This is a genomic window from Haloarchaeobius litoreus, from assembly GCF_024495425.1.
Taxonomy (GTDB): Archaea; Halobacteriota; Halobacteria; order Halobacteriales; family Natrialbaceae; genus Haloarchaeobius; species Haloarchaeobius litoreus.
In genome coordinates this window covers 92,431-107,940 of the sequence record NZ_JANHJR010000001.1, presented here as the reverse complement: position 1 = coordinate 107,940, position 15,510 = coordinate 92,431, and the positions used below count along the sequence as shown (strand labels likewise).

Annotated in this window: 17 protein-coding genes and 1 tRNA gene; 12 read left to right on the top strand and 6 right to left on the bottom strand. The window is 68.1% G+C overall.

The annotated features are described in order from the left end of the window. Positions 1-153: 153 nt before the first annotated feature. From NOW55_RS00585 to NOW55_RS00555, 7 genes are all read left to right on the top strand, one after another. Positions 154-1,761: a S8 family peptidase gene (locus NOW55_RS00585; RefSeq protein ID WP_256398107.1), complete on the top strand. Its 1,608-nt coding sequence runs from the start codon at positions 154-156 to the stop codon at positions 1,759-1,761. A gap of 92 nt (positions 1,762-1,853) precedes the next feature. Continuing rightward, positions 1,854-2,504 (top strand): adenylate kinase, encoded by a 651-nt coding sequence (locus NOW55_RS00580; RefSeq protein WP_256398106.1) that lies wholly within the window; start codon positions 1,854-1,856, stop codon positions 2,502-2,504. A gap of 36 nt (positions 2,505-2,540) precedes the next feature. After that, positions 2,541-3,446 carry a DUF106 domain-containing protein gene (locus tag NOW55_RS00575; protein WP_256398105.1) on the top strand — a complete coding sequence of 302 codons (906 nt, stop codon included), beginning with the start codon at positions 2,541-2,543 and terminating at the stop codon, positions 3,444-3,446. An 86-nt stretch (positions 3,447-3,532) separates the two neighbouring features. After that, entirely contained in the window at positions 3,533-4,108 is a 576-nt protein-coding gene (gene cmk / locus NOW55_RS00570) for a (d)CMP kinase (RefSeq protein WP_256398104.1), read from the top strand. 3 nt (positions 4,109-4,111) lie between these two features. Next, on the top strand, positions 4,112-5,017 hold the full coding sequence (locus tag NOW55_RS00565) for an RNA-guided pseudouridylation complex pseudouridine synthase subunit Cbf5 (RefSeq protein ID WP_256398103.1): 906 nt from the start codon (positions 4,112-4,114) through the stop codon (positions 5,015-5,017). Between the two features lie 55 nt (positions 5,018-5,072). Further along, a tRNA-Pro gene (locus tag NOW55_RS00560) sits at positions 5,073-5,143 on the top strand. 198 nt (positions 5,144-5,341) lie between these two features. Beyond that, complete coding sequence (locus NOW55_RS00555) at positions 5,342-6,424, top strand: M23 family metallopeptidase (RefSeq protein ID WP_256398102.1); 1,083 nt, start codon at positions 5,342-5,344, stop codon at positions 6,422-6,424. Here NOW55_RS00555 and NOW55_RS00550 read toward each other — a convergent pair. Beyond that, positions 6,417-6,569 (bottom strand): hypothetical protein, encoded by a 153-nt coding sequence (locus tag NOW55_RS00550; RefSeq protein ID WP_256398100.1) that lies wholly within the window; start codon positions 6,567-6,569, stop codon positions 6,417-6,419. The two genes, NOW55_RS00555 and NOW55_RS00550, sit on opposite strands and share 8 nt — an antisense overlap. A 127-nt stretch (positions 6,570-6,696) precedes the next feature. Here NOW55_RS00550 and NOW55_RS00545 point away from each other — a divergent pair, with 127 nt between their 5' ends. The 3 genes from NOW55_RS00545 to NOW55_RS00535 all read left to right on the top strand — a co-directional run bounded on the left by NOW55_RS00545 (position 6,697) and on the right by NOW55_RS00535 (position 9,719). Further along, on the top strand, positions 6,697-7,557 hold the full coding sequence (locus NOW55_RS00545; RefSeq protein ID WP_256398099.1) for a DUF7351 domain-containing protein: 861 nt from the start codon (positions 6,697-6,699) through the stop codon (positions 7,555-7,557). Between the two features lie 314 nt (positions 7,558-7,871). Continuing rightward, positions 7,872-8,849: a ZIP family metal transporter gene (locus NOW55_RS00540; RefSeq protein ID WP_256398098.1), complete on the top strand. Its 978-nt coding sequence runs from the start codon at positions 7,872-7,874 to the stop codon at positions 8,847-8,849. Positions 8,850-8,900: 51 nt separating this feature from the next. Then, on the top strand, positions 8,901-9,719 hold the full coding sequence (locus NOW55_RS00535) for a DUF4097 family beta strand repeat-containing protein (RefSeq protein WP_256398097.1): 819 nt from the start codon (positions 8,901-8,903) through the stop codon (positions 9,717-9,719). A gap of 9 nt (positions 9,720-9,728) precedes the next feature. Here the strand turns inward: NOW55_RS00535 and NOW55_RS00530 are convergent, their stop codons facing one another. Further along, complete coding sequence (locus tag NOW55_RS00530; RefSeq protein ID WP_256398096.1) at positions 9,729-10,154, bottom strand: SHOCT domain-containing protein; 426 nt, start codon at positions 10,152-10,154, stop codon at positions 9,729-9,731. A gap of 110 nt (positions 10,155-10,264) precedes the next feature. Between NOW55_RS00530 and NOW55_RS00525 the strand changes: the two genes are divergently transcribed. Further along, positions 10,265-10,846 carry an NADPH-dependent FMN reductase gene (locus NOW55_RS00525; protein WP_256398095.1) on the top strand — a complete coding sequence of 194 codons (582 nt, stop codon included), beginning with the start codon at positions 10,265-10,267 and terminating at the stop codon, positions 10,844-10,846. Next, on the top strand, positions 10,846-11,652 hold the full coding sequence (locus NOW55_RS00520) for an arylamine N-acetyltransferase family protein (protein WP_256398094.1): 807 nt from the start codon (positions 10,846-10,848) through the stop codon (positions 11,650-11,652). Before NOW55_RS00525 ends, NOW55_RS00520 begins: the two co-directional genes overlap by 1 nt. Positions 11,653-11,672: 20 nt before the next feature. Here the strand turns inward: NOW55_RS00520 and NOW55_RS00515 are convergent, their stop codons facing one another. The 4 genes from NOW55_RS00515 to NOW55_RS00500 all read right to left on the bottom strand — a co-directional run bounded on the left by NOW55_RS00515 (position 11,673) and on the right by NOW55_RS00500 (position 15,201). Continuing rightward, positions 11,673-12,887 carry an MFS transporter gene (locus tag NOW55_RS00515; RefSeq protein WP_256398093.1) on the bottom strand — a complete coding sequence of 405 codons (1,215 nt, stop codon included), beginning with the start codon at positions 12,885-12,887 and terminating at the stop codon, positions 11,673-11,675. Positions 12,888-13,006: 119 nt separating this feature from the next. Further along, entirely contained in the window at positions 13,007-13,672 is a 666-nt protein-coding gene (locus NOW55_RS00510; protein ID WP_256398092.1) for an HAD family hydrolase, read from the bottom strand. A gap of 81 nt (positions 13,673-13,753) precedes the next feature. Then, positions 13,754-14,614 (bottom strand): hypothetical protein, encoded by an 861-nt coding sequence (locus NOW55_RS00505; protein WP_256398091.1) that lies wholly within the window; start codon positions 14,612-14,614, stop codon positions 13,754-13,756. Between the two features lie 5 nt (positions 14,615-14,619). Next, a complete protein-coding gene (locus NOW55_RS00500) occupies positions 14,620-15,201 on the bottom strand; it encodes a flavodoxin domain-containing protein (protein ID WP_256398090.1) in 582 nt (193 codons plus the stop codon). Positions 15,202-15,510 lie beyond the last annotated feature (309 nt).

The following is a 15,510-nucleotide window of genomic DNA, read 5'->3' as shown; positions in this document are numbered from 1 at the left end:
TGAATTTATGCCAGTTCGAGAGAGACGTTCGGACAACCGAGCACCGGGGCCGACACATATTTATGTCCAAAGCCGATTTCCATCGGAAATCATAGATGAATATGACCAATACCGCAAGCCTTTAGTGTCGTCTCTCTGACCGGCCACCCGGTCATGGCAGATGATGACAACCGACAGTTTGGACGGAGAGGCTATCTGAAAGCGACGGGCGCACTCGGCGCGGCCGCGGCGTTCGGCGGCATCACCAGCGCGACCCCGAGTCGCACCCCCGGCCCGAAGGAGGACGAGATCCTCGTCGGCGTCAGCGCGGACGTCACCGACCGACGGGCGGCGATCCAGTCGGCGGTGCCCGGCGACGCACGCATCGTCCACGAGAACGACGACCTCGGCTACGTGGCCGTGCAGTTCCCCGACGTGGCGTCGACGCGGGCCCGCGATAACTTCGTGTCCGCGGTGACGCGGCAGGACGGCGTGAAGTACGCCGAGCGCAACGAGACGCTGCACGCGCTCGCGACGCCGAACGACCCGCAGTTCGGCGACCAGTACGCACCCCAGCAGGTGAACGCGCCGGGCGCGTGGGACACCACGTACGGGAGCTCGAACGTCACCATCGCGGTCGTCGACACCGGCGCACAGTACGACCACCCCGATCTGGCGGCGAACTACGCCGCGGACCCGGGCAAGGACTTCGCCGACGGCGACGGCGACCCGTACCCGGACGCCCCGAGCAACGAGTACCACGCGACCCACGTCTCCGGCTGTGCCTCCGCAGTCATCGACAACGGGACCGGCGTCGCCGGGCAGAGCAACTCCACGCTCATCAACGGGCGGGCGCTCGACGAGTCCGGCAGCGGCTCCACCGCCGACATCGCCGACGCGGTCCAGTGGGCGGCCGACCAGGGCGCGGACGTGATCAACCTCAGTCTCGGCGGCGGCGGCTACACGGACACCATGAAGAACGCCGTGAGCTACGCGACGAACAACGGCGCGCTCGTCGTCGCCGCGGCCGGGAACAACGGCTCCGGCTCGGTGTCGTACCCCGCCGCCTACGACGAGTGTCTCGCCGTGAGCGCGGTCGACGACAACGAGACCCTCGCCAGCTTCTCGCAGTACGGTTCCAGCGTCGAGCTGTGCGCGCCGGGCGTGGACGTGCTCTCGACGACGACCGAGGCACGGGGGGCCTACGAGCAGCTCTCGGGCACCTCGATGGCGACGCCGGTCGTCTCCGGCGTGGCGGGCCTCGCGGCGGCGCAGTGGGACCTCACGAACGCCGAGCTGCGGAGCCACCTGAAGAACACCGCCACGGACATCGGTCTCTCCAGCGACGAGCAGGGCAGCGGTCAGGTGAACGCCGAAGCCGCGGTCACCACCGAACCCGGTGACGGTGGCGGTGGCGGCGGCGGTGGCGGTGGCGGTGGCGGCGGCGGTGGCGGTGGCGGCGGCTCGACCACCGGCAGCGTCTCCGACTCGCTGTCGGGCTACTGGGACTCCGCCTGCTACACGTGGGCGTGGGAGTACAGCTCCCCGAGCCAGGTCGAGTTGTCGCTCTCTGGGCCGTCGGACGCCGACTTCGATCTCTACGTCAACGACGGCGAGGCCAGCTGTCCGTCGTCCAGCAGCTACGACTACGGCTCCTACACGGTCGACAGCCAGGAGACGGTCGTCATCGACAGCCCCGACACGTCGACCGAGCTCTACGTCACCGTCGACTCCTACTCCGGCTCCGGCAGCTTCGAGCTGACCATCACCGAGTACGAGTAACGCGTCGACCGACCGGCTCCCCGGCGGAACGGTCACCCCACGTGCCAGCCGTTTTCTTTAACTCTTTACGTGCCGGGTCCGACCGCCCAGATATGAGCAGTCCGCACATCCTCATCCTCGGTGCACCGGGCGCAGGCAAGGGCACGCAGTCCGCGAACATCGTCGACGAGTTCGGCGTCGAGCACGTCACCACCGGCGACGCGCTCCGCTCGAACAAGGAGATGGACATCTCGGACATGGAGTTCGAGTACGACACACCCGGCGAGTACATGGACGCCGGCGATCTCGTCCCCGACGCCGTCGTCAACGCCATCGTCGAGGAGGCGCTCTCCACCGCCGACGGCTACGTCCTCGACGGCTACCCGCGCAACCTCGAACAGGCCGAGGAGCTCGCCGACATGACCGACCTCGACCTCGTCCTCTACCTCGACGTGGACCGCTCGGAGCTGCTCGACCGCCTCACCGGCCGCCGCGTCTGCGAGGACTGCGGCGCAAACTACCACGTCAAGTACAATCAGCCGGAGACCGAGGGCGTCTGTGACGAGTGCGGCGGCGAGCTCGTCCAGCGCGAGGACGACACCGAGGAGGCCGCGGAGAACCGCCTCGACGTGTTCGAGGAGAACACGCTCCCGGTCGTCGAGTACTACGAGGACACCGACGAGTTCGTCGCCGTCGACGGCGAGCAGACCCCCGACGAGGTCTGGACCGACGTGAGAGCAGCCATCGAGGCTGCCACAGAGTAAAAGACTCTTATCCCACGACTGCCAACGGGTTCCCATATGGCCTGGACGGCGGAACAGATACAGGACTTCCTCTCGGACAACCCCGGGACCTCGGAGGCGTTGCAGGTCGTCATGGACGCCTCCAACGACGGGGACGACGAGGTCGAGTGGAAGGACGTCAAGGACGAGGACGGTATGGACAGCGGCCGCTGGGGACGACTCATCCAGAGCGAGATACTCCGCGAGCAGGAGGACGGCTTCGTGGTCGTCGATCCCGACGCAGTCACCGACGTACTCGGCGACGACATCAGCGTCGCGAGCGACCCCGTGGAGGTCGACAGCGAGGGCTCGAGCTGGCACACCCGGGACAAGCTCGCCGCGCTCGTCTCGGTCGGGATGATGGCCGGCTACTACTACACCCCCATCCGCAACGCGGTCGGGAGCAGCATCAACGTCATCTTCGAGCCGCTGAACGACGTGCTCCCGTTCTACGCGGTCATCCTCTCGGTCGCGCTCATCACCGGCCTGTACTCGACGCTGCTGCAGGCGAACATGGTCGACCGGAGCAAGGTCAAGCAGATCCAGGAGAAGATGCAGAACATCACCGAGCGCGAGCAGGCCGCCAAGGAGGCCGGCGACGACGCCGCCCTCGAACGCATCCAGGACGAGAAGATGGACGCGCTCGGCGACCAGGGCGAGATGATGAAGGAGAACTTCCGCCCCATGGCGTGGATCATGCTCCTCACCATCCCCGCCTTCCTCTGGATGTACTGGACCATCCTCGACGGCGGCCACCTCGTGCCCGCCGAACAGAGCATGGTGCTGCCCATCTTCGGCGAGCGCGAGTGGATGCAGGGCGCCATCGGCCCGATGCCGGCGTGGATTGTCTGGTACTTCCTGTGCTCGATGGGGTTCACCCAGCTGCTCCGGAAGACGCTCGACCTCGACGCGACGCCGACGTAGGCTCCGGTCGTCGTCGGCACCACGCCACGACCGTCGCTCCGCCGTCCAATCACAACCCATTTTACCGACACCCCCGCAGATAGGCTATGTTGCTCACCGTCTCCGGCCCGCCGGGCAGTGGAAAGAGCACCACCGCCGCAGGGCTGGCCGATGCGTTCGATCTCGACCACGTCTCCGGCGGCGACATCTTCCGCGAACTCGCCGACGAGCGCGGCTACACACCGCTCGAGTTCAACAAACTCGCCGAGGAGGACGAGGGGATCGACCGTGACCTCGACCGACGGCTCCGCGAGATCGCCGTCGAGCGCGACGACCTCGTGCTCGAATCGCGGCTCGCCGGCTGGCTCGCAGCCGAACAGGCCGACTTCCGCTTCTGGCTCGACGCCCCCCTCGCGGTCCGTGGCGACCGCATCGCCGACCGCGAGAACAAGGAGCCGGCACTCGCCACCGAGGAGACCGCGGCCCGCGAGTCCAGCGAGGCCCAGCGCTACCACGAGTACTACGGCATCGACATCGGCGACCTCTCCATCTACGACCTGAGCGTCAACACCGCGCGCTGGAACGCCGAGCACGTCCAGCACGTCCTCGTCGAGGCCGTCGAGTCCTACGACCCCGAGACCGACGAGGGGAAGGCACCGGTCGAGCTCGACTACGAGTTCTGAACCATGTCCCTCCGCGCACCGCCCGACGAGCGCTCGCCCGCCGAACTGCTCGAGTTCGGCGTCGTCAACCTCGACAAGCCCGCCGGCCCGTCGGCACACCAGTTCACGGGCTGGTGCCGCGACGCCGTCGCCGACGCACTCGACCGCGCCGGCAGCGACGCGACCGTCGACGAAGCCGCCCACTCCGGTACCCTCGACCCGAAGGTCACCGGCTGTCTCCCCACGCTGTTCGGCGACGCCACCCGGCTCGCCCAGGTGTTCCTCGAGGGCACCAAGGAGTACGTCGCCGTCCTGGAACTCCACGGGCGCGCCCCCGGCGACGTCGAGGCCGTCGCCAGCGAGTTCGAGGCCCCGCTCTACCAGAAACCCCCGCGGAAGAGCGCGGTCACGCGCCGCCTCCGCGTCCGCGAGGTGTACGACCTCGACGTGCTGGAGGTCGAGGAGCGCCGCGCACTCGTCCGGATCCGCTGTGAGTCCGGCACCTACATCCGGAAGCTCTGCCACGACCTCGGGCTCGCCCTCGGCACCGGCGCGCACATGGGCCACCTCCGCAGGACCGCCACCGATCCCTTCGACGACTCCACACTCGTCAGCTACCACGACCTCGTCGACGCGCTCGCGTTCTGGGTCGAGGACGGCGACGAGACACCCCTGCGGGAGGTCGTCCAGCCCGCCGAGCGCGCGCTCACGCACCTCCCCAGCGTGACCATCGCACCGTCCGCCTCCGAACAGGTTGCCCAGGGTGCGCCCGTCTACGCCCCCGGCGTCATCAGCGTCGAGAGCGGCGAGCAGGGCGACCTCGTGGCCTGCTACCTGCCCGGCGGGACCGCCGTCTGTCTCGGGACGCTCGTCGGCGACCCCGACGCCGAATCCGGGACCGTCGTCGAACTCGAGCGCGTGCTCGTGTAGCGTGGTGCCGACGAAACGACACGCTTAAACGGCAAACGGGCATCGGTTGACGTACGGGACCGTGGGGTAGTGGTATCCTCTGCGGATGGGGTCCGTAGGACCCGAGTTCAATTCTCGGCGGTCCCACTCGAAATTATCTAACTCTCCATCAACGGAGAGTATACCCACCCGAAACGCCCGAAAATCCAATTCTCGGGGGAGTGTCGCGGTTCTGGTGTCGGGTGGTTGCAACGATGTCACGAGCTAACCCCGGTGCCACGACTGTCTTCTTGTGAGCTGAATTTCGCAAAATCACTAACTGTGGCGTGGCCGAACGCGATACCGATGACGAATCGGTCGGCAGAACCCTCGGCCTCGCGTGAGACGTTGCGGACCGCTCGGTCGCTGCTTCGGCGTGCACTGCTGTGGTTCGCGACCCTCGATTTCTGGGTGGTCTTCGGTGGATTCGTCCTCCTGGGGGTAGTGACGATGCGGACCGAACGGTTCGAGTCGTACGCCGTGGTGTGCTTCCTTCTGGCTGGAATCGTACCGGTGGTTCTGCAGACGGTTGACGGCGACGAAGATACGCACGGGTACGCCTACGAGATCGACCACGGCGAGCGCCTCCGCTACGTCGTCTCCACACTCGGATGGAGCGTGACCCCCTGGGGGATCGTCACCCAGGTCCTGCAGTTTGGTGGCCAGCTGGTCACCATGGTCCGGTACCAGCGGCGGTACCCGAACCGTGAGCGACACGTCCCGAGCACCACACCCTCGCTCCCGTACGACGGTCGGTGGACGGTCGTCAACGGTGGGGTGACCGAGGAGACCTCGCATTCCTGGATGCTCGTCGCGCAACGGTACGCCTACGACTTCGTCGTCACCGACGAGGACGGGGCGACCCACACCGGCGACGGAACCGAACTCGAGGAGTACTACGCGTTCGGCGAGCCGATCCGCGCACCGGCGTCCGGGGTCGTCGTGAAGGCGAGGGACCGACTACGGGACCATCCACGGCCGGGAAGCGGCTGGCTGGAGTGGCGAACGTGGGACGTTCGCGGCAACCACGTCGTGGTCAGGCATGCCGACGGCGAGTACAGCCTCCTCGGCCATCTCCGGAGGGGGAGTGTCGTCGTCTCACCTGGTGACCGTGTCGAGCGTGGTGAGAAGGTCGGTGACTGCGGTAACTCGGGACACTCCGGCGAACCCCATCTCCACTACCAACTCCAGGACCACCCGAACTTCTGGACTGCTGCCAGTCTCGTCCCGCAGTTTCGAGATGCGGCCGTGACGCGTGAGGACGACCGTCGGGACGACCACGAGTTCTATCGGTCCGTCGGCCGAGAGACTCCCGTGGCGTACCTCTGGGCCGGTGACCGTGTCACGAATACGGGGGACACAGGTTCGACAGGGCCCGGTGCTAGCTGACAGGGATCTCGTTCTCGTCGTCCGTCAGAAGCCAGTAGACCCCCAATCCGAGCACAGCTTCGAGCGGGCCCACGAAGATGGCTCCGAGCGGGAACAGGACGTACGCGATCAGTCCGTAGGCATCGGTTTCGTCTCGTCGTAGCATGACGAGTATCGATACTCCAACTGTGACTGTAATCGTTTTGCGAACTCAGTTTCACAGGCGACGGTGTGGGAGGGGAACGGGCCGGCGAGTCGGAACGACCATTGTGGAGTCGCCGTGAGGGTGCTGTATGGGAGACGACCCGGGGGAGCAACCATCGATGCGGGAGGCGTTCGCGTTGCTCGGTCACGACATCCGGCTGGACATCCTCGTGGTGCTTCTGGACGAGTGGGTGGCTGCGTACACGGAACCGACGACGTACGCGGAGTTGATGGATGCTGTCGGGGTGTCGGACAGTGGGAAGTTCAACTATCATCTCGGGCGGCTCCACGGTACGTACGTCGAGAAGGTAGACGGCGGCTACGTACCGACCGCTGCAGCGACCGCACTCTATCGGGCAGTCGTCGCGCACCGGCCCGACCGGGCGCGGGACAGGACACAGTTCGAGGTCGACTCGGAGTGTCCCCGTTGTGGCGCTCGGCTGGTCGGGACCCACGAACGGGGTTTCCTGTCGGTCGACTGTGAGTCCTGCGACGACTGGCTCGGGTTCTCCTACCCGTTTCCAGGGAACGGATTCCGCGGTCGGACTGACGACGAGGCCGTGCGTGCTGCACATGGGCGCTGCAAACAGCATCTCGGAGTGGCTCGTTCCGGCCAGTGTCCGTTCTGTGCGGCGACGACGACCATCGAGGTCGAGCGGGATGCCATCGTTGCGGGGAACGAGCCACCAATCGAGATCAGGTGTGACTCCTGTTCGTTTCACGTCGGCTCACACGTCCTGTTCCCCTTCCTGCTCGACCCCGACGTGACGGCCGTGCTCTCCGACGCGGGGATCGATGTGGAACGATACGAGTGGGAACTACCGGAACCAACGACACGGGTCACCTCGCAGGAGCCACTGCGGATACACGTCGAGGTCGACGGGCCGGACGGGACGGCGACGTTCGTCATCGACGACCGTCTCGACGTGTCCTCGGGGCGTCTCGAGTGAGGACGGACGACGGGAAGCGACACGTCACCGATGAACGTCCGCGGTCCGTCAGAGGGGGGTTCGGACGCGACAGGACAGGACGCCTCGGCAGTCGGGGGGGAAGCGGAACCCCGTGCCGGACGCGAGGCGGAACTAGCGAGTCCCGGGTTCTCAGACGAACTCACCGGGTCCATCGGCCATCCGGACCGCAGTTCCCGAACGGATGCGACGACGCGTCGCCGGGGCTACGGATACCACCGGCCGGTGTTTAGGCCGACCGAAAAATTGTAACGTTCGTGATAGGATTTATCTCCACCGAACGACTAGCCCCACATATGAGCTTCTGGGGCTCCCTCGTCGTCGTCTTCCTCGCCGGGCTGGCGACCGCACTGGCGACCGGACTCGGCGCGCTGCCCTTCTTCCTCGTCGACGACGTGAGCGACCGGTGGAACGTCGCGCTGTGGGGGGTCGCCTCGGGCATCATGATCTCGGCGTCCATCTTCGGGCTGATGAACGAGGGGCTGGCCGCCAGCGAGGGCTTCCCGACCGTCCTGCTGGCGGGCGTCGTGGTCGGCGTGCTGCTGGTCGTGGTCGCCGACGACGTCCTCGACCGGGTCGACGTGGGCAAGTACGCCGACGACGAGCCGGAGCGCGCCACCGACGGCGGGGCCGTCGAGGGCGTCCGGGAGCAGGACCACGCCGACGACGAGCACGGGCACAACCACGCCGACGGCGAACACGGGCACAACCACGCCGACGACGAGCACGGGCACAGCCACGACCACGCGGAGCTGGTCCACCCGGATATCGTCGCCGAGGGCGACGTGAAGAAGCTGGTGCTCGTGCTCGGCGTGCTGACCGTCCACTCGTTCCCGGAGGGAGTCGCCGTCGGAGTCTCGTTCGCGGATATGGGCCTGGCAGGCGGTATCGGGATGCTCGGGCTCACCGTGCCCGTGCTGGCGATCATGATGACCGTCGCCATCTCTATCCACAACGTCCCGGAGGGGCTGGCCATCTCCATCCCGCTGCGAGCGATGGGCGTCGGGCGCTGGCGGATGGTCGGCGCGGCCATCTTCTCCAGCCTGCCCCAGCCCATCGGCGCGGTGATCGCGTTCGCGTTCGTCCGGAGCGCCCGCGAGTTCCTCCCGTTCGGCTTCGGCTTCGCCGCCGGCGCGATGGTGTTCCTCGTGCTGAGCGAGTTCATTCCCGAGGCCCTTGAGACGGGCGAGGGACTGGACTCGAAGGGCTATCCCGAACTCACCGCCGGGCTGCTCGGCGGCTTCGGCGTGATGGTCCCGCTGCTGTTCGTGTAGGTGTGACACTGCCCCGTCGCGCTTTTATGTCGGTGCGTTGAACCTCGGTGTATGCAGCGCAGAACGGTCCTCTCGGCTGCGAGTATCGCCCTCCCCACCGCTCTCGCGGGCTGTAGCCTCCTCGACGACGGGACGGAGGTGACGGAGACCGTCGACCGGGAGGTCGTGGTCGACGACGGGACGCCGGTCAGCGTCGTCGGCCAGAACGGGGACGTCCACGTGGGGACGGCCGACGGGGACGCCGTGACCGTCGAGGCGACCAAACGGACCCGTGGCGGGCAGGACGCGCTGGACGAGGTCGAGGTCCGTCTCGACGAGTCGGCGGGCACCCTCGCGATTCGCGCGGTCTACCCGGAGAACCGCGACCTGCTGGCGGCACCGGTGGTCGTGGACTTCCAGATCGGCATCCCCGACGGCGTCCTCGTCGACACCGTCGAGACGGCCAACGGCGAGGTGTCCGCGACCGGCATCGCCGGCGACGCCAGCCTCGCGAGCGCCAACGGCCCGGTGCAGGCCGAGAACGTCGACGGCAACGTGAGCCTGCGGACGACCAACGGGGACGTCGACGCGATGGGTGTCGCCGGGCTGGACCGGGCGGTCACGACCAACGGCGACGTCGACGTCGAGCTCCGGGCCACCCGCACCGACGTGCCCGTCGAGACGACGAACGGCGACCTGACCCTCCGTGCTGCCGCGGATCTCGAGGCGACGTTCGACCTCTCGACGAGCGTCGGCGAGGTGACGGTCCGGGGGCTGTCGCTCGACCGCTCGACCGACCGCTCGAACCGTATCGTCGGCGACCTGAACGGCGGCGGCGACCGGGTCACCGCCGAGACGACGACCGGCGACGTGACCCTCCGGTCGCTCTGAGCGGACCCGCTACCGGTCGAACTCCCACTCCGTCTCGCGGTCGTCGTCAAGCAACGCCTCGCTCTCGGGGTCGTCGAGCAGCAGGTCGAGTCGGCGCTCGAACTCCACCTCGTCGATCTCGCCGGCGACGTAGCGCTCGCGGAGCCGGGAAGCCTCGGTGGCAGCGTCCGCCGGCTCCGTCTCGACGGTGGTTTCTGCCTCGAACCAGTCCGACGTGCGTCCGTCGTCGTCACCGCTCCCGCCGAGCAGCGAGAGCACTCCGGCGGCGACCGCGCCGAACAGCACGAGCAACCCGAGCACGACGACCAGTGTGAACACCGCACTGAGGATGCCGAGGAGCAGTCCGACGACGGTCCCGACGACGGAGAGCGCGACCAGCACCACGAACGCCCAGACGACGAGCTTGAGGACGGTCCCCCCGAACGAACGACTCATACCCGGCTGTCGGTCGCGAACGGACAAAAAACCTCGACCGGACCTGTCCAATCACGTACAAAAACAGGTTTCAGCGAGCGCTTTAGTTGCCACATCCGGTAGTCGCGTTCATGAGACGGAACGTACACGTGCTCGGACTCTGCGGGAGTCTGCGCGACGACAGCGGCACCCGAACGGCGATACGACGCGCCCTCACGGCGGCGGATGCAGCTGGGGCCACGACGGAACTGCTCGACCTCCGCGAGTACGAGCTTCCGCCACGGGACGGCGACGACGCCGACGCCGGTGACGCAGCCGCCCTCCGCGAACGGGTCGCGGCCGCCGACGCCGTCCTGCTGGGCTCGCCGGTGTACCACGGCTCGTACGCCTCGCCGCTGAAGACCGCGCTCGACTACTGCGGGTCCGACGAGTTCGAGGGAACCACCGTCGGTCTGCTGGCGGTCGCGGGCGGGAGCTACCCGACGCCGGCGCTCGAACACATGCGGTCGGTCGCTCGCGCGGTGGGCGCGTGGACGCTCCCCCTGCAGGTCGGCATCGGGGACGTCGGGGCGGCGGTCGCGGACGGCGACATCGTCGACGCGGACCTGGCCGAGCGCGTCGACAGGCTCGGCGCGGAGCTGGTCGCCTACGCGGGCGTCGAGTCGTACCCGACCGCCGTCACCGAGACGTTCGACCCGGTGACGGGCGACTGATGGACCCCGACCGCTACCTCGAACGGGTCGGCGTCGACCCCGCGAGCGTCACCGTCGGTGCCGTCGACCTGGACACCGTCGCACGGCTCCAGCACGCCCACGTCGGGGCAGTGCCGTTCGAGAACCTCGCCATCGTCGGCGACCCCTTCGACGACGCGGACGACGGTGCGGACGTCGTACTCGAGCTCCCGCACCTGTTCGAGAAGGTGGTCGAGCGCGAGCGGGGCGGCTACTGCTTCGAGCTGAACGGACTGTTCGGCTGGCTGCTCGACGAACTCGGCGTCGCCACCGACCGGGTCGCAGCGCGTGTCGTCGGCGACGACGGCACCGGCAGACCGCCCGCTAACCACCACACGAACGTCGTCGAGTTCGACCGGCGCTACCTCGTCGACGTGGGGATTGGCACCCCGACGATGCGCCGACCGCTCCCCGTCGACGGCGAGGTCGTGACCGGCCCCGTGGGCGTGGACTGGCGCGTCGTCGAGAGCGACCGGCCCGACGAGACCCACCTCACCCAGTACCGCACGCCGGGCGACGACGACTGGCAGGACCGCTACCTGTTCACCGACGAGCCCCGCGACCTCTCCTACTTCGAGGCGACCTGTGATTACCTCCAGAGCGCGCCGGAGTCGCCGTTCACCGGCGATCCCATCGTGACCATCGCCACCGCGACGGGCCACGCGAAGCTGAAACGCGACACCTTCGTCCGCGAGGAGGGTGGCGAAGAGTACGAGCAGGCGGTCGATCCGGACGCGTGGCACGACGTGCTCGCCCGGGAGTTCGGCCTGCGGTACCGGTCGGGCTGAACGGCCGCCGCGCTCTTCTCTCAGTCAGAGGCTGCTGCCCCTCCGCCCGGAACCGCGGCCGTGCCTGCGCCGCTCCGTACGGGCCGCGTGAGGAACCAGAGCAGGCAGGCGACGACGACGACGACCGCACCTGCTCTGGGGAGGAACGCGAGCGGCCCGAGCTGCTCCGCGATGCCGCCCGTCGCGAGCTTCATCAGCCCGCTCGACAGCGACAGCACCATCGAGACGCCCGAGAGCACCGTCGCCCGACCCACGTCCGCCAGCCGGTCGTTCAGGTACTGGTTCTGGACGGGCTGGACGACCGACCGGACGCTCCGGTACAGGAAGAACGTCGGGACGAGGAACACGGGAAAGAACGCCCCGATGACGAACGCCACGGCGAACACCGGGACGAGCAGGCCGAAGACACCGCGCGCGCCGAGTCGCTCCTCGAACCAGCCCGCCGTCGAGGCCGCCCCCGCGGAGACGAGCTTGAACGCCGCGAAGACGACACCGAGACCAGCGGCCGGGACGCCGAGCGCGTCCAGCGCCGGCTGCTCGACCATCCGGGCGAGCCCGAACAGGCCGTAGAACAGCCCGACGTAGGCGACGAGCCAGCGGACGCTTTCGCGACTCGCCTGCACGCGGAGCATCCGGACCGCCTCCCGAACGGTGAACACGTCGGCGTCGTCGTCCTCGACCCGGACCGACGGGAACGTGTACAGCACGGGGACGCCGGCGACGGCGAGCGTCGCGCTGAGCAGGAACGGCAGCTCGTGGGCGACGCCGTAGAGCAGCCCGCCGGCGATGGCCGTCACCGCCGACGTGAGGAGCAACACGGTGCTCCCGCGTCCCTTGATGCGGGCGAACCCGTCGTCGTCGCAGGTGCGGGCGAGCAGCTCGTAGAGCCAGGCGTCGCCCGTCCCCGAGCGGAACGCCCAGCCCGTCGCCCAGACGACCTGCATCGCCACGAAGCCCACGGGCGTCTCGACGAACGCGTAGCCCGCCATCCCCGCCGCCCGGAGCAGGTTGCCGACGGCCAGACTGGCCCGCCGGCCGATTCGGTCGCCGAGGTACCCCGAGGGGATCTCGGCGGCCAGCATCGCGAGGGAGAACGTCGCCTGCACCAGCGCGACGAACCCGAGGCCGAACCCCTGGTCCAGCAGGTAGAGGACGCTGATGGGGAGGTAGAAGCCGGCCGCGTTCGTCGCGCGGAACAGGTAGTACCGCCGCACGACAGATCTGTCCGTCGCCATTACAGCTAGACGTACGGGAGGGGAACTTGTAGGGTTTCCCGGAAATTCTCTTTTGTAAACAGCCTTGCTGGAATCCGTTTTGGTATGGATTCAGACAGTTTCCGTGCCGGTCGGTGCGGTCACGCTGCGTCGTTCGCGATGTCCCGCACCGCGTGCAGCGTCTCCACCTCGTAGGTCGGCTCCATCGACAGGGCGACGTCCCGGCTGTGCTCGCGCCGGACGAACACCGAGTCCATCCCGGCGCGCTCGGCGGCCACCACGTCGCTCTCGCTGTCGCCGACGTACAGCGCCGACCCCCCGCCGAGGTCCGAGAGCGCCCGGTCGAGGTAGTGCGTGTTCGGCTTCTTCAGCGACAGGCTCTCGATGGTCATCGGCCGCCCGTAGTACGTCTCGAACTGCTCGCCGAAGGCGAACCGGTCGAGCACGAACTCGACCGTCGTGTGGTGGTTGTTGCTCACCAGTCCGCAGGGCTGGTCGATGTCGGCCAGTGCAGTCACGTCGTCGTAGCTGTCCCGTCGGCCCGCCCGGAACGCCTCGAACTGCGAGCGCTCGTCGTGGCGCTCCCGGGCGTCCCACAGCGCCTCCCGGTCCACGCCGTAGGTACGTTCGAGGTCCGCGAGGAGGTCGGGCGTCACACCGGCCGTGAGCGCCGAGAGGTGCTCCTCGTCGGCCGACTCGATGCCCAGCTCGTCGAAGGCGTCGCGGATGGCCGCCACCTGGTCCGCGTGCGCCGGCGGGTCCACCAGCACCCCGTCGTTGTCGAAGAGTATCGCGTCGTATGTCACTTGGCGACGGTTTCGGGAGCCGGGAGTTGATTGTTTTGGTCGTGTGTCGCCTCCTCCCACGGTCCGTGATGGTCGCCGGTGTCAGTCGACGGCTGGCTCCGGAGACGACGTGGGCGCGGCCGACCCACGGGCCGGGTCGATGGCGAGCAGGAACCGCCCCGTCACCACCAGTCCGACCGCGGTGAGCACCCCGAAGATGACGATCTGCGGGAGCGGGACGGCCTGCCCGTCGGCGAGCATGACCCCGACCATCGCGAGGATGGCGAGCCCCAGCGTCGTCGCCTTCACGAGCAGCACCGCGCTGAACGCGTAGCCCCAGGGCCGCCCACGGTGGAGCCAGTACGCCGAGAGGGCGAACGCGGGCAGGAGCACCGCGAGGTCGAACGACTGGATGACCGACGTCACCAGCCCGGTGTCGGCCATCGCCGCGGGGGTCGTCCCGTCGAGCGACGCGGGCACCACGTCCGCCAGCCAGAGCGCCCCGACCAGTACCGCGACGGCGAGCTGGTAGGCGACCGTCGCCCGGACTGCGGTATCCCCGACCGCACGCCGCAGCGCGGGGGCGTCCAGCCGAGCCATCCCGGCGACGAACGTGAACAGCGTCAGCCCGAACAGCCCGACGTACACGAGGTACAGCGGGTTGAACGCCGTCATCACCGCGTAGGAGGCGTACGTGTAGAGCAGGTAGCCGGTCACGCCCAGCCAGGCGACGTAGCCACGGTGCGAGCCCCGGGACGCGAGGAACAGCGAGCCCGCGAGCGCGGGGACGCCGACGACCAGCGTGAGGAGGTCCTGTCCGTACAGCTGCGGGAGGAGGACCTCGCTATCCCGGTACAGCGACGGGACGAGCAGACCGGCACCGGCCGCGACCGTCGTCAGCACCAGCGTGGCGAGCGACGCGGCGACGAGCGGTCGCGAGATGGTCCGTCGCGTCGTCGTCATCGTGGTCACCCCTCGACCTCGGCGAGCCCGTCGACTTTCGGGTGGGCATCCTCGACGATGCGGGCGAACGCGACCGCGAACCGGTCGACGGCCTCCCAGTCGGTGTACTCGTAGTCCCGCGAGGTGTCGGTGTCACCGGTCGCCTCGGCGGCGATCTTCTTCATCATGAGCCGCTTCAGGAAGCCGTACTCCGAGAAGCGGAGCGCGCCGGCGAAGCTCGCGACGCGGTCCGGATGCCAGCCCGTCGCCTCGACGAACGCGTCGATGTAACCGGTGGCCGCCGCCTTCCGCTCCGCGTCGTCGCTCGCGCTGGAGAGGCACACCTGGAAGAACGCCGAGGGGCGCGCCGCGAGCTCGTCGCGGTGGTCGCTGGCGAACTCGACCACGCCGTCCTGGTGTTTCCCGACGTGGATGGACCCGCCGACGAGGACTGCGTCGAACGCCGACACGTCGAGGTCCTCTGGGGCGGCCCTGACGTCGTACGCCGTCACCTCGTGGCCGCGTTCGCGCAGGTCCGTCCGCATCGCGTCCGCGACCTTCGCGGTCTGTCCCTCACCGGTGCCGTAGATGACGAGGAAGTGAGCCATTGTGTCTTCACCGCCTGCTAGTACGTGGTCTCGGAGGGAAGCCGTAGCGACGATTCTCCCCGGCTGAGAACAACGTTCTGTCTCGCCGGCGAGCGACAGTGTGCGGAACCAGAATGGGTTCCTCCTCCGTTTCCGGGGCGAAACGACGTGGTCACCCACGCTACCGTCGAGGATGTCCGAATCGATACTCGACGACCGTGGTCGTCTGACGCTCTCCGAGGGGCCCCGGGACCGATGCGGCGACCACTACCCCAATCGTCCACCACCTCACGGGAACTCATAGGGAAATTTATATTATCGGCCATCTCA